At 21.9% G+C, this 13874-nt stretch carries 23 protein-coding genes; 5 read left to right on the top strand and 18 right to left on the bottom strand.

What is annotated here, in order from left to right; genetic code table 4:
- Window positions 1-93 precede the first annotated feature (93 nt).
- The 15 genes from AACL24_RS01535 to AACL24_RS01465 form a co-directional block, all read right to left on the bottom strand.
- Window positions 94-501, bottom strand: a complete 408-nt coding sequence (locus AACL24_RS01535) for a transposase family protein (protein WP_339045908.1) — start codon at window positions 499-501, stop codon at window positions 94-96.
- A 233-nt stretch (window positions 502-734) separates the two neighbouring features.
- On the bottom strand, window positions 735-1145 hold the full coding sequence (locus tag AACL24_RS01530) for a transposase family protein (RefSeq protein WP_339046744.1): 411 nt from the start codon (window positions 1143-1145) through the stop codon (window positions 735-737).
- Window positions 1146-1164: 19 nt separating this feature from the next.
- Window positions 1165-1587, bottom strand: coding sequence for a transposase family protein (locus AACL24_RS01525; RefSeq protein WP_339045912.1), 423 nt, complete (start codon window positions 1585-1587; stop codon window positions 1165-1167).
- 40 nt (window positions 1588-1627) lie between these two features.
- On the bottom strand, window positions 1628-2107 hold the full coding sequence (locus AACL24_RS01520) for a transposase family protein (protein WP_339046152.1): 480 nt from the start codon (window positions 2105-2107) through the stop codon (window positions 1628-1630).
- A gap of 100 nt (window positions 2108-2207) precedes the next feature.
- Window positions 2208-2693, bottom strand: coding sequence for a hypothetical protein (locus tag AACL24_RS01515; RefSeq protein WP_339048216.1), 486 nt, complete (start codon window positions 2691-2693; stop codon window positions 2208-2210).
- 19 nt (window positions 2694-2712) lie between these two features.
- Entirely contained in the window at window positions 2713-3090 is a 378-nt protein-coding gene (locus tag AACL24_RS01510) for a hypothetical protein (protein ID WP_339047109.1), read from the bottom strand.
- Window positions 3091-3106: 16 nt separating this feature from the next.
- Complete coding sequence (locus AACL24_RS01505) at window positions 3107-3295, bottom strand: hypothetical protein (protein WP_174480113.1); 189 nt, start codon at window positions 3293-3295, stop codon at window positions 3107-3109.
- Between the two features lie 40 nt (window positions 3296-3335).
- Window positions 3336-3494: a hypothetical protein gene (locus tag AACL24_RS01500; RefSeq protein ID WP_339047113.1), complete on the bottom strand. Its 159-nt coding sequence runs from the start codon at window positions 3492-3494 to the stop codon at window positions 3336-3338.
- A 16-nt stretch (window positions 3495-3510) separates the two neighbouring features.
- On the bottom strand, window positions 3511-4332 hold the full coding sequence (locus AACL24_RS01495; protein ID WP_339048214.1) for a hypothetical protein: 822 nt from the start codon (window positions 4330-4332) through the stop codon (window positions 3511-3513).
- Between the two features lie 119 nt (window positions 4333-4451).
- Complete coding sequence (locus tag AACL24_RS01490; RefSeq protein WP_339047117.1) at window positions 4452-4697, bottom strand: hypothetical protein; 246 nt, start codon at window positions 4695-4697, stop codon at window positions 4452-4454.
- Complete coding sequence (locus tag AACL24_RS01485; RefSeq protein WP_174480256.1) at window positions 4697-4858, bottom strand: hypothetical protein; 162 nt, start codon at window positions 4856-4858, stop codon at window positions 4697-4699. Before AACL24_RS01485 ends, AACL24_RS01490 begins: the two co-directional genes overlap by 1 nt.
- Before the next feature lie 3 nt (window positions 4859-4861).
- Window positions 4862-5155, bottom strand: a complete 294-nt coding sequence (locus AACL24_RS01480; protein WP_338961240.1) for a hypothetical protein — start codon at window positions 5153-5155, stop codon at window positions 4862-4864.
- Window positions 5156-5157: 2 nt separating this feature from the next.
- On the bottom strand, window positions 5158-5622 hold the full coding sequence (locus tag AACL24_RS01475) for a hypothetical protein (RefSeq protein WP_339047119.1): 465 nt from the start codon (window positions 5620-5622) through the stop codon (window positions 5158-5160).
- A 2-nt stretch (window positions 5623-5624) separates the two neighbouring features.
- The gene (locus AACL24_RS01470) at window positions 5625-5927 is read right to left on the bottom strand and encodes a hypothetical protein (protein WP_339047121.1); all 303 of its coding nucleotides are present in this window, start codon (window positions 5925-5927) and stop codon (window positions 5625-5627) included.
- 134 nt (window positions 5928-6061) lie between these two features.
- Window positions 6062-6580, bottom strand: a complete 519-nt coding sequence (locus tag AACL24_RS01465) for a hypothetical protein (RefSeq protein WP_339047123.1) — start codon at window positions 6578-6580, stop codon at window positions 6062-6064.
- An 803-nt stretch (window positions 6581-7383) separates the two neighbouring features.
- Here AACL24_RS01465 and AACL24_RS01460 point away from each other — a divergent pair.
- Window positions 7384-7710, top strand: coding sequence for a PTS lactose/cellobiose transporter subunit IIA (locus AACL24_RS01460; protein WP_339048212.1), 327 nt, complete (start codon window positions 7384-7386; stop codon window positions 7708-7710).
- Between the two features lie 58 nt (window positions 7711-7768).
- Here the strand turns inward: AACL24_RS01460 and AACL24_RS01455 are convergent, their stop codons facing one another.
- A complete protein-coding gene (locus AACL24_RS01455) occupies window positions 7769-7906 on the bottom strand; it encodes a hypothetical protein (protein ID WP_252320481.1) in 138 nt (45 codons plus the stop codon).
- Window positions 7907-8598: 692 nt separating this feature from the next.
- Window positions 8599-8730, bottom strand: coding sequence for a hypothetical protein (locus AACL24_RS01450; RefSeq protein WP_339048210.1), 132 nt, complete (start codon window positions 8728-8730; stop codon window positions 8599-8601).
- Between the two features lie 313 nt (window positions 8731-9043).
- On the opposite strand from AACL24_RS01450, the gene uvrB reads away from it, so the two are divergent.
- The 3 genes from uvrB to AACL24_RS01435 are packed head-to-tail and all read left to right on the top strand — an operon-like array spanning window position 9044 to window position 12221.
- Window positions 9044-11029, top strand: a complete 1986-nt coding sequence (uvrB, locus tag AACL24_RS01445) for an excinuclease ABC subunit UvrB (RefSeq protein WP_339048208.1) — start codon at window positions 9044-9046, stop codon at window positions 11027-11029.
- 17 nt (window positions 11030-11046) lie between these two features.
- Window positions 11047-11757, top strand: coding sequence for a CatB-related O-acetyltransferase (locus AACL24_RS01440; RefSeq protein WP_422398074.1), 711 nt, complete (start codon window positions 11047-11049; stop codon window positions 11755-11757).
- 8 nt (window positions 11758-11765) lie between these two features.
- Entirely contained in the window at window positions 11766-12221 is a 456-nt protein-coding gene (locus AACL24_RS01435; protein WP_339048204.1) for a methylated-DNA--[protein]-cysteine S-methyltransferase, read from the top strand.
- A gap of 17 nt (window positions 12222-12238) precedes the next feature.
- On the opposite strand, the gene AACL24_RS01430 is transcribed toward AACL24_RS01435, so the two are convergent.
- Window positions 12239-12400: a hypothetical protein gene (locus tag AACL24_RS01430; protein ID WP_338987842.1), complete on the bottom strand. Its 162-nt coding sequence runs from the start codon at window positions 12398-12400 to the stop codon at window positions 12239-12241.
- Window positions 12401-12598: 198 nt separating this feature from the next.
- Between AACL24_RS01430 and AACL24_RS01425 the strand changes: the two genes are divergently transcribed.
- Window positions 12599-13428, top strand: a protein-coding gene (locus tag AACL24_RS01425) for an IS5 family transposase (protein WP_339048201.1) whose coding sequence is annotated in 2 segments (ribosomal slippage) — window positions 12599-12995 and window positions 12995-13428 — 831 coding nt in all. Because the reading frame shifts where the segments join, the coding sequence is not laid out codon by codon here.
- Window positions 13429-13874: the final 446 nt, after the last annotated feature.

The raw sequence follows: 13874 nt of genomic DNA, 5'->3' as shown, positions 1-13874 counted from the left end.
TGAGTTTACATTTTAAACAAAAAATTGTTAATAATATTTTTATATTAACTCGATAAAAATTTAAATTTTAAAAAAATATTTTTAATATTTTTTTTATTTTAATGGTTTTATTTTATTAAAAATTTCACAAAGTAAGTTAAATCTTAAGTACATAAGTCTAAATTTAGATTTTCTACATTTATTTACTAAAATTTTGAATCTTTTCAATCAAGCAAAGACATGTTCAACTTTAATTCTAATTTTAGATACAATCTTATTGTATTTTCTTTCTTGTTTAGTTAATTTTTTATTTTTAGTTCTTTTAATTGGTATTATTGTATTTTTATAAATATTTTGTATACCTTGATATCCTAAATCACCAATAATTATTGTTTTTTCTGAAAATTCAAGATTTGAATTTTTTAATATTTGAAAATCATGCACTTTACCATTATCAGCAAAAATATCAACAATTTTTTTATTAAAAAAATCATATACAATTTGAAATTTTATAGAATACATTCAACTTTTACCAGAAAAATATTCTAACTGTGGACATATTCCGTAATTAAATTTAATTAATTGTCAATAAAATTGTTTTAAAACTATTTAGTGTTATTGAATATAGAAATAAATATTTTTTGAAAAAATAGTTTAAAAAATGAGTTTACATTTTAAACAAAAAATTGTTAATAATATTTTTATATTAACTCGATAAAAATTTAAATTTTAAAAAAATATTTTTAATATTTTTTTTATTTTAATGGTTTTATTTTATTAAAAATTTCACAAAGTAAGTTAAATCTTAAGTACATAAGTCTAAATTTAGATTTTCTACATTTATTTACTAAAATTTTGAATCTTTTCAATCAAGCAAAGACATGTTCAACTTTAATTCTAATTTTAGATACAATCTTATTGTATTTTCTTTCTTGTTTAGTTAATTTTTTATTTTTAGTTCTTTTAATTGGTATTATTGTATTTTTATAAATATTTTGTATACCTTGATATCCTAAATCACCAATAATTATTGTTTTTTCTGAAAATTCAAGATTTGAATTTTTTAATATTTGAAAATCATGCACTTTACCATTATCAGCAAAAATATCAACAATTTTTTTATTAAAAAATCATATACAATTTGAAATTTTATAGAATACATTCAACTTTTACCAGAAAAATATTCTAACTGTAGTTTTTTTTAGTTGGTCTTTCAATTTCAATCTCAGTTGAATCAATTAAATAAAATTGAAATTCATTTGAATTTTCTTGTTTTTTATCAATTTTTAATTTATATCTTTCTTTTAAAAATTGGTAATCTTTGTGGTTACTAAGTTTATTTTCTACTCAAGTAATATTTCGAAAACAACTTGATGGGCTCATTTTAGATTTAATACTCATTTGAAAAAAAGTATAATATTCTTTTCAGTATAATAAAGTCATCATTAATCTTTCTTCTACTGAAAGTTTATTTTTTCGACCTTTATTTTTTTCTAATTTTTCTATTTCAATTAATTTTTCTAACATTTCATTAAAATGAAAACGTTTTATACCAAAATATCTATAAAATTCTTCATTTTTTAATTTTTTTAAATTTTCAAAAATCATTTTTATCAACACTTTTCTAAATTTATTGTTAATAACAAAATTATAAAATAAATTTTAAAATTATTAATTGACTTTTAAAAAATTTAATTACGGAATATGTCTTGTAGTTTTTTTTAGTTGGTCTTTCAATTTCAATCTCAGTTGAATCAATTAAATAAAATTGAAATTCATTTGAATTTTCTTGTTTTTTATCAATTTTTAATTTATATCTTTCTTTTAAAAATTGGTAATCTTTGTGGTTACTAAGTTTATTTTCTACTCAAGTAATATTTCGAAAACAACTTGATGGGCTCATTTTAGATTTAATACTCATTTGAAAAAAAGTATAATATTCTTTTCAGTATAATAAAGTCATCATTAATCTTTCTTCTACTGAAAGTTTATTTTTTCGACCTTTATTTTTTTCTAATTTTTCTATTTCAATTAATTTTTCTAACATTTCATTAAAATGAAAACGTTTTATACCAAAATATCTATAAAATTCTTCATTTTTTAATTTTTTTAAATTTTCAAAAATCATTTTTATCAACACTTTTCTAAATTTATTGTTAATAACAAAATTATAAAATAAATTTTAAAATTATTAATTGACTTTTAAAAAATTTAATTACGGAATATGTCTATTGAAATAAAGTATTTCAAGCAGATAGCATTGATTTTAAATATCCTACTGGTGTTTTATCAGTAATATCTAATTTAGTTGCATATTTTGCAATTACATTTGTATCATTATTTGCTAAATAATCTGCTAAATCATTAGCAACTTCATATTGCATTGTGTTTAACAAATTTTGTCCATTTTCTGCATTTAAATCAACATTAGCAATTATTTCACCTGCAACTGCTTCTTGTTTAATTTCTTTTAAAATTTTAATAGTTTCAGCGTAACTAACATCTAATCCTTTGCTTTTATCATTTCATTTTAGTACTTTAATTTCTGAATTTTTTGGTTTTTTAACTATAAATTCAATTTTTGTAGAATTAACCATTTCAATAGGAAAAAAACTTGCTCATGGTGAATTTGATTGTTTATAAAATTCTATAAACTCAGGTGCCTCTACTAATTTTTCGGTATTATCTAAATTTTGATTGAATGGTACTGACATTTTTTTTATTTCCTTTCTGTTATAAATTATTTTTCTTTTTATAATCCAATAATGTACTTTTTATTGAATTTGGTTGATTTGTTATTATTGTTTGTGGTTTGCCACCTGTATTAATTATTTCTTTAAATACTGGTTGTTCTTTAATCATTTTTTTAATAGTTTCTTCAATTTTTGAATTTTCTAAATTATTAGTTTTAAATTTTAAATAATCATAAAATTCAGTTTTAACTTGATATTTTTTAAATATATTAATAATTTCTTTTTCTTTAATTTCTAAATTAAGTTTATTTAACTTATTTTCTGCTTCATTAACTTTATTTTCTATTTCTTGTGAAGAAGCATTGTTTTCAGTTAAAGGTTCAGTTGTTTGTTGAACATTATTTTCATTTTCTAACATTTACATCACCACTTTATTATTTATTTTCTTTATTAATCTTTTCATTTAACTTTGCTAATTTTTTTTGATGTTTGATAATTTTGTTATTTGCTCTAACATGTTTTGGAGTTGTGATAAATCTTTTTAATAAAACAATAATTTCTCTGCAAATTAATGTTCCAACACTTGTTCCAATAATTATTAATTCATGTAAAAATTCTTTCATTTGAATATTTTCCTTTCAATTATTTATTTTTAATTTTTAATTATTCATCAAATTGACCACCATTAATTCTTTCAATCATTGATTGTGAATTACTTATAATTTCTACTAATACAGATATTTCTTTATTTAATTGTTCCAATCTTTCTTTATATGTCTGAATTTCATTATTATAATATTCAAGTATTTTTTCTTTATTCATAAATTATTCACCTCCTTTATAAACTCATGTGATTATAATCTCAATTTAATGAAGCATTATCGTGATTTAATGGTACTTCACTCATATTATCACTACCATATTGACTAGTTGTTTCACTATTAATTGTGAATCTATTATCATTAATTAATCTTGAAGTTTCATTATTAAATGCTGTTTCTTGCATTTCTCTACTATGATTTGTTTCTATTGGAAGTAAATTATGAATAATTTCACTTGCACCAGCAACTATGGTAGGTATTGCATAAGCATTATTAAAATCATTATTAATACCCATAGCAACACCACTACTAATCAAACATCCACCAGTTGCCATATTACAAATCTTTCTTATATTTTCAAATCTATTAGGTATTAACTCAGTTAATCCACTAATAAGATTTGAAATACCATAAGCATTTAAACTAATATATGTATCTCAATCCATTAATGACTGATGTTCTTGTTTATCTAATAGTAATCACGGAGGACCCTCAGTTGTAGTTGTAGTTGTTATTGGAGTTGGTGGTGTTGGAATAATTGGAGTAATATTATTTTCACTTCATTTACTATAATTTGCTAAACCAATTGTTCCTAAACCTAATAATATTTTTTTACTACTATTAATTAATTTAGTTTTAGTATTTGGTCTTTGATTTAAATTTCATATATCTAAACCTAATTTTTTACCAAATAATAAACTATTAATTGAACCCAATATTGAATTATCTATTACTTGACCATAATAAGCACTTGTACCAATCATTGCACAAATAGGACTTATACCAGTTCTAATTAATTTGGTTAAAGTATATTTTGATTGTGTATTTTCGTTTGGCATTTTATTCTCCTTTATTTGTTTTTATCAGTTCTCTTATAACATCTAATAAGGAATCTACTACATAAGAATTTAATTCAAATTCATAATTTTTAATTTTAATTTTTTCCTTTTGCATTTGTTTAATCTCCTTTAATTTCTAATTTTTTAACTGTTACTTTAATTCAACCTTGATAAACATCATTATCACCAACTATTAATGCAACATTACTTTCGGGGTCAGAAACAATTATGTGTTTTGATTTAACATTTGGGTATTGTCTTAAAATAATTGCTCTAATATCATTACTTGTATGAATTGCTTTTGGAAATGGTGATAATACTTCAATTTCATCTTTATTTTCAAACAAAGTAGGTAATATTATCATTAATTATTCTCCTTATTTTTAATTTGATTAGCAATTTCACTTAATATTTTCAATACTTTATATTCATTTTTTAATTCTTTAATAATAAATATTAAAATTATTATTAGTGTTATACTGGTTATTAATATTGGTGCTATTAATAAAATTTTTCATAATATCATTTTTTACTCTTTTCATTTTTTAAATCATTTAACATTGATTGAACAAAATGCACGATTTTTAGGAATGTTTAAAGTGTTAAAGATTTGACCAGTTACAATAATTTCATCGTTTTTGTTTAATAAAATACAGCGTCTATAAAGTTTTGGGTTATTAAAAATTAAAGTAACATAATTTAATCCATTTCATTGACCACGAACACTATAATATAATTCCTTATTACCTTTTTCGTAATATTTTGCTTCAATAGTGTTACTAAGTTTTACTGTTAATTTCACATAATTTGCTTTATCTTTCATTTTTATAATTTCCTTAAATAATTATCAAAAATCAATATTTTCTTATGATTTTTTAAATAATATTGAATATGCTTATAAGCATCTTGTTCATGTTTTGTTAATTTTATATTTCCTTTATAATTTGTTATTTTATTTTTATTTTTTGGGTGGTTTTCTAGATAATCTCAGTTGAAAACATCTTGTACTAATACCATTAATGAACCAATAATTTTAGGAGTTGCTAATGGATTAGTTAATAATTGTTTTGAACTTAAAAAGAAATTTTCTACAATAACTAATATTTTTTTATCAATAAATTTTTCTTTAATTAATTGAAATTTTTCTTTATACATATTTTTAGTCCATAAAACAGTTAATGTATTGAATGTTTCATTAAAAACAATATTATTAGTTTCATTTGAATATATAACAATTCCATTACTACCTATTCCTGCTGGGTCAATACCAATAATTAAGTCATATTGCATTATTAATCAAATTCTTTGGATTGTATTTTATTAATTAAGAATTGAATAGTATCAATTGAACCTTTTAATTGATTTCGATAAAATGTTTCTTTTTCTTTTTTGTATTGTTCTATATAATGACCTAAAAATATATTTAATGAACAAATTAAATTTTTCTTATATTCATTAATAACTTCTTTTTTAAAATCTTTTCTTAATTTTTCTATATTATTTAAATGTTCTTTTGTTATTTCTTGATTACGTTTTTTATTATATTCATTAATAATTTCTTGGTCTTTATAAGAAAATGGTTTTTGTTTATTCATATTTATACCTCCTACTTAACCTAACATTTAAAATACAGTCATAACAAATTGCTTTACTATTTTTATCTCTTAAAAAATATTTTCTTGTTTTAATATCATTAGTATTAAAGAATAAATAATCTAATTTATTTTGTTTACATGTTCAACAAAAATACTTTTTCATTATGAGTTGAAATTTCCTTATACAAAGTAACTATATAATTAATTGGTAAATCATCATGTTTATATTGATTATTTATTTTAAAACCTTTTCTGTTTTCTTCTCACGTAATGTTATATTTAAAACAAGGATTAGTAATTTTAGTTTTGTTATCTGTTATTTCACCCATAAATCAACTATTATGCTGTTCATAAAATGTTAATGGTTCAAGTTTTATATCATTAAGATAATATTCTTTTGGAGCAGTTGGTTTATTAACAGTTATTTTTTGGTCTTTAATATATGGTTCTAATAATTTTATTAATTCATTACCACTTAATTCTCTTTTAATATTGTCTAAATTAAAAACTCAATATGTGTAACTGTTATCAACAATAAAAGAATTATTTTTAATCATTCATTTTGGAAGCGATAATTTATATTCAACATAATCAATAAGAATAGATTGTGGTTTATCTTTAATAATTTGTTCTTTTTTAAATTCTATTTTCATAATAATCCTTTCCTAATATGTTCTGTTGCTTCTAGCATAAAGAACATATATTTTGATTTTTAGATTATTAATACTACTACTATTCGTTTTATTCATTCCATGAAAACTGGGCTCAAAAATAAATTGTGAAATTTTAAAAAACATTGAGGCATTCGATTCAATATTTATTTAATTTGTGTTTAGCAAATTAATATTTTAATTGAACCGGCCTTGCTCAATTTTTTTACAAGTTTGAAATTTATTTTCTCGCCCAAAAAAATTTTCAAAAAAAAATAAAAAATAAAATCAACACTTGCTCACTGGGGAGTGGCAAGGTTGATTAAATAAAAAATAGAATTAATACAATAGGTCCCTACAACAGGTCTATATATACTAGTTTCCAATTCGCTCCCACCCCAAGAATTACCATTACTGGTTAGTATATTTTATTAGGTATCACTCCACTTTTTATTTATCCATGCAAGTCCACATGCTCTAGCTACTATTTTTAACAACTGTGTTGTAGTTCACTTTTTTAGTTCCCTAACACGTGTTGATAATAGCGTTAAAGAGGGTTCTTAAAAATTTTAAAATTTTACAATTACAAAAAAAGACAAGATTATTTCTTGTCTTTTTCCTTGTTAATAATTTTTATTTTATCTTTTAAATGTATATTTTTTAAAATACGTCGAATATTAAATTTAAGGGTAAAAGAGAATTTAATTTGTCTATCATCATTTTTAAATGGTAATTTTGGAAATAAGTTACTAATATGATAATTAATTATTTCGTAAATTTGACAACCGTCCTTAAAAAATAATACTATGAGCATTAAAGAAAAAGAGAAAAGTAATAATATTGATTTTGAAAAAATTTCACTTGAAATAATTTCTTCTGCCGGAAAAGCAAAATCTTTAGCAATAGAAGCAATTACTCTCGCTAAGGAAGGACAATTTGAAACAGCATTAAAAATGATTGATGAAGCAAATGATAATATTACTAAAGCTTTGCAATCACATATGAGCGTCATTGTTGAAGAAGGTAAAGGTTATCAATTATCTTTTTCAGTGTTGTTTATGCATTCTGAAGATCATTTGTTAACAACACAAATGATGATTGAAATTAGTAAAGAATTTATTAATTTATATTAATTTATAAACAGAAAAAAATAAAAATAGGCAAATGCCTATTTTTATTTAAAGTATAAAATTAATCTTTTGGTTTTTTTTCAAAATCTTCTCCATCTTTTTCTAATCCTTTAATTGGACAAAGTAGAGGATAATTTTCTTTACAATAATCACAATGTCATTTTTTCTTTTTGAAAATTTCTTTAAATTTTTTAAACATTATATTTTTTCTCTCTTTCTTATTATTTTTTTTGTAAGTATATTTTATTCTTGTTCAAGTTCTGTTCATGAGCCAGTAGTGTTAGTTACTACTTTTCATCCTGTATTACTATTTTCGAATTTAGTTTTTAATTGATTAAAATTCTCAATAATTTTTTCAGATAAAGTATATAAATCTTCGTTTGAAATATAACCTTTTCAAGCACTTGCATCTCATTCGGGAAATCTAGAAATAATATTAAAAATTTCAGTTATATTTTTATTAGTATTTAAAATTTTTTGTCATTCATATCGACTTAATGCAATTTTTAAAGTATCATGTCATAAAAATTTATAATATTTTTCTATTATATTTTTATCGTGAGTATTTGGTGAAAATTGTGGTGCTAGAAAAAATAATTCCTTAGGTGCTTCATGATAAGTTACTATAATTCCATAGGTATTATATCCACGTACATTAATTAAAGATGAAAAATTATTTATTAATTTTTCAGTTAATTCATATATGCTAATCTTTTCTCATCCATTACCTTGATAAGGAAAAGATGAAGTATCATAGTATATTTTTTCTCTTAATTTTTCAAGGTCATTTAAAGAAAAAAGCTTAAATCAAGTATCTAAAGTACTGTTATTAATGTATATATACGATATAGCAAGTTCATATTGATTTTCATAGTTAGTAATAATTTTATTTTAACCATCATATTTTATTGGTTCATTTTTTGAAATATTTGTAGTTTTAATTTCGGTGTTTAAAATAGAATTTAAGTTTCCAATTGATGATGAAACTGTTAAAAGACTTACTGCTGTTAATAGTGTTTTCATAATCATTCCTCCTTTTTAGTTTTTTTTACTTTATATAAAAATTATTTTAATTATCTGTTTAAAATTTTACTATATTCTAAGTAAAATAAAATATAAACGATAATAAGTCAATTTTAAACATTGGATTTATTTGATAACTAAACTTTAAATTTTTTAAGAAATTTATTATAATTTTTTATACTTATAAAAATCAAAAAATAAGTATAGTATTTATATTGTTTTATAATAATTTTAATTATATAAAAGTTTTATTATTATTTTATTTAAAATAATATGGTATTGTATATAGAATGTTTTAAAGGAATATAAAGTTATGTTTAAATTAAAAGCGCCTTATAAACCAACAGGTGATCAACCTGAAGCAATTAGAAAATTAGTAGTAGCTATTAAAAATAATATTAAATACCAAGTATTATTAGGAGCCACTGGTACGGGTAAAACTTTTACAATGGCCAATGTTATTGTGCAAGTGCAAAAACCAACTTTAATTTTAGTACATAATAAAACATTAGCTATGCAATTATATGGAGAATTGAAAACTTTTTTTCCTGAAAATCGCGTTGAATATTTTGTCTCATATTTTGATTTTTATCAACCCGAGGCATATTTACCAAAAACCGATACTTATATTGATAAAAATTCTAAACAAAATCAAGAAATTGAAATGTTAAGATTAAGTGCTTTAAATGGTTTATCTATTAGTAAAGATGTTATTGTTGTAGCATCAGTAGCAGCAATTTATGGTGAACAAGAACCAACAGCATATAAAGATAACTTTTTTGAATTGAGAAAAGGACAAAAAATTAATAGAAAAGATTTATTATTAAGACTAATTAAAAATGGATATGTACGTAATGATATTACATTAGAACCGGGTAGTTTTAGTGCAAAAGGTGATTTAATAAAGTTAGCTCCATCTTGAAATGATCAATTTTATTTAAGAATTAGTTTATTTGGTGATGAAATTGAAGAAATAGCACGTATTGATACATTAGGCGCTAATGTTTTAGAACGTTTTCCCTTTATTACAATTTTTCCTGCGCAAAATTATATTACTAGCAAAAGTCGTGTTGATCAGGCAGTTATTAAAATTACTGAAGAGTTAAAAATAACATTAGCACAACTAAGAAAAAATAATATGTTAGTAGAAGCGCAAAGATTAGAACAAAGAACAGAACACGATCTAGAGTCCTTAAAAGAATTTGGTATTTGTAGTGGTATTGAAAACTATTCTCGTCATTTAGAAAATAGAGAAGTGGGTTCAGCACCATATACTTTAATTGATTTTTTTCCAGATGATTTTTTAACAATTATTGATGAATCTCATATGACATTACCGCAAATTAGAGGAATGTATAATACTGATCGTAGCAGAAAAGAAACATTAGTAAAATATGGCTTTCGTTTACCTAGTGCTTTGGATAATCGTCCTTTAAATTTTAATGAATTTTCTAATAAGTTAAAGCAAGTTATTTATACTTCAGCAACTCCTGCTGATTATGAATTATCTTTAATTAAAAATGAAGTTGAACCCTTTAATGTACCAGTTCAACAAATTATTCGTCCCACGGGTTTATTAGATCCAACAATTGAAATTAAACCAACTAAAAATCAAATGGAAGATATTATTAATCAAATAAAATTACGAACAAAAAATAATGAAAGAGTATTTATTACTACTTTAACAATTAGAATGGCAGAAGAATTATCAAATTTTTTACAAGAACAAAAAATTAAAGTTGCTTATATTCATAATGAATTAAAAACATTAGAACGTACTAAAGTTTTGTTAGATTTAAGAAAAGGTGTTTTTGATGTTATTGTTGGTATTAATTTATTACGCGAAGGATTAGACGTACCAGAAGTGTCATTAATCTGTATTTTGGATGCTGATAAATCTGGTTTTTTACGTAATACTAAATCATTAATCCAAACTATTGGTCGTGCAGCACGAAATGTTAATGCTCATGTTATACTATATGGAGATATTAAGACAGAGGCAATGACACAAGCAATTGAAGAAACGCAAAGAAGAAGAGAAATTCAACTTGCTTATAATAAAAAACATAATATAGTACCAGTTACTGTTAAAAAACCGTTGAGTGAAATCGTAAGTACTAGAGAATTAGATGTTGATTTAAAAATTTTAAATTCAAGTAAAGGTAAAACAAAAATAGCTGCTAAAACAAAGATAATTGCTGATTTAAGAGTTGAAATGTTACAAGCAGCTAAAGATTTAAATTTTGAAAAGGCAGCTTCACTTCGTGATTTAATTTTGAATATTGAAAGTGAAAAATAAAGGAGTAAAATAAGTTGATCGATAAAATACAAAAAGGTATTTTGATAAGTCCAAATACTAAAATTAATCCTCATATACCAACAATATTTTTAATAAAAAATTATATTACTAAACCTAAAATTTTTATTGGTGATTATACTTATTATCATGATTTTAATGGTGAGCAAGCAGCTATTGATTTTGAAAATAAAAATATAATTTATCATTTTCCAAATATGATAGATGATGAATTAATTATTGGTAAATTTTGTTCAATTGCACAAGGTGTTTTATTTATAATGAATGGTGGCAATCATAATTATTATGCAGTTTCAACATTTCCTTTATCATTATTTTATAAATCATTAAATTTATCAGAAGTTACAGAAAAAGATAAATTAGATAAATTTCCGATTAAATCACCAACAGTGATAGAAAATGATGTTTGAATTGGTCATGATGTGACAATCTTAAGAGGGGTAACTATTGGTAATGGGGCAGTAATTGCAGCTAAAAGTGTAGTTACAAAAAATGTGCCTCCTTATGCTATTGTTGGTGGTAATCCCGCTAAAATTATAAAATATCGTTTTTCTAAAAAAATAGTTCAAAAATTACAAAATATAAAATGGTGAGATTGATCTATTGAAAAGATTGTTGAAAATTCAGATTTGTTAAAACAAAATTTTGATAATAAAATATTACAAGAACTTGTAAAAGAAAGTAATAGTTTAAATAAAATAAAGGGGTAATAAAAAATATGAAAAAATATGGTTATTTAACTACTAAAATAGGTTTAATTGAAATCATAGTAGTTGCAGAACAAGTAGTAAAAGTTAGTTTTGTTAATACTCGTCAAGTTGCTAAGGATAGTAGTAATATAGTGGTAGTTAATTGCTTAAAACAACTAGCAATGTATTTTGATAAAAAATTAAGTGATTTTAACTTACCAATAGCTTTAAAAGGAACTCCTTTTCAAGAATTAGTATGGAGTAAAACTTGTACTATTCAATTTGGGACAACTTTAACTTATCAAGAATTAGCACAAAAGATAGGTTATCCAAAAGCAAGTAGGGCAGTGGGTTCAGCTTTAAGTAAAAATCCATTAGCAATTATTGTTCCTTGTCATCGTGTTGTTAATCAAAATAAGAATATTGTTAATTATCTTTATGGTGCTCATATTAAAAATTTTTTATTAGCACAAGAAAGTAAATAAGGTATAAGATTATTTTTTTATGATTGATTATCTTTTTTTTGATTTTTAAAATTGTTAACAATTTTAACTACATAATTTTTAATATAATAAACGGGATATCCTGCTAACATAACAGCAATTAAAATTAGTGAATTTCATAATGCTCACATATTATTATTTTGTGTACCATAATAATACATTGCTAAAAATGATCCAACAATAGCAATTATTGCTCCTAAATAACCAATAATAATGAAAAAGTAAAATGAAAAATTATTAAAAATCTTTTGGTAGTCTGGATGTTTGCGCCTTAAAAAGATAATAGACTTCTTGCAAAACCTATCTATTAAAAATTTAATTTTTAAAATAAAATTAAAAATAAAAAATATAGGTAATCTATGATGTTTGATAAATTAAAAACTATTAACAATCCAGAATTATTAAGATTAACTGGTATAAATGATATTATTTTTAATAAAATTCTAGAAATTTTAAAGAAAGAAGAAGTAAAAAAGTTTAAAAATGGTGGTACACCTAATAAATTATCATTAGAAAATCGTTTATTAATGACTTTAGAATATTGAAGAGAGTATCGAACTTATTTTCATATTGCTAAAAGTTATGGAATTAGTGAAAGTAGTTGCTATAGGAATATCAAGTGAATAGAAAATACTTTAATAAAACATCCTGATTTTCAACAACTTGATGGACAAAAATCACTGTTAAATAATAATTTTAAAGATAAAACAGTTATCATTGATGTGACTGAAAGTACTATTCAACGCCCAAAAAAAGTCAAAAACAATATTATTCAGGAAAAAAGAAAAAACATACAATAAAAACTCAAGTCATAATTGAAAAAGATAGTAAAAAAATTATAAGTTCTTATTTTTCTTATGGTAAAAATCATGATTTTAAAATTTTAAAAAATTCAAAAACGAAATTTTTATCAGAAACAACTATTTTAGTAGATTTAGGATATCAAGGTATACAAAACATACATAAAAATGTCTTATTACCTAAACGAAAATCAAAGAAAAACCCTTTAACTAAAGAAGAAAAGAAAAATAATAAGGCTATTTCAAAAATGAGAGTTGTTATTGAACATGTTTTTGCGATTCTTAAAAAATTTAAAATTATTAGTGAAAAATATCGAAATAGAAGAAAAAAATTTGCATTAAGATTTAATTTAATAGCTTCAATTTATAATTTACAATTATTAATTTAAATATATTTGATAATTTAATATTTTATTTTTTTATTTGAAATAATAATTTTTGTTGTATTTTAATGACAAAAAATAAAACATATTTTGAACAATAATTTTTAAAAAATATTAAAAGTGTTATTAAAATAAATTTTTAAACTTAAAAAATGTGATTAATATCATAGTTTTGCAAGAAGTCTATTCTCCTTAAAAGTTTTTTTAAAATTAATTATCAGACTTTTACCAACATGTACTTTTGTATCAATGTTACAAAACATCATGTTCATTTATATGGAAAAGAAAATCATATAAATTAAACAACATATCTAGTTTTAAAACTGTAATGTTATGTTTAATTTAAAAATTGAGAAAAAATCGATAAATAGATAGATTTTTTTCAGAATTTATATAATAGACTTCTTGCAAAACCTATCTATTAAAAATTTAATTTTTAAAATAAAATTAAA

Origin of the sequence: Spiroplasma endosymbiont of Colias croceus, assembly GCF_964020095.1 — a bacterium.
GTDB lineage: Bacteria > Bacillota_I > Bacilli_A > Mycoplasmatales > VBWQ01 > Spiroplasma_E.
This window is presented reverse-complemented; position numbering and strand designations above follow the sequence as displayed.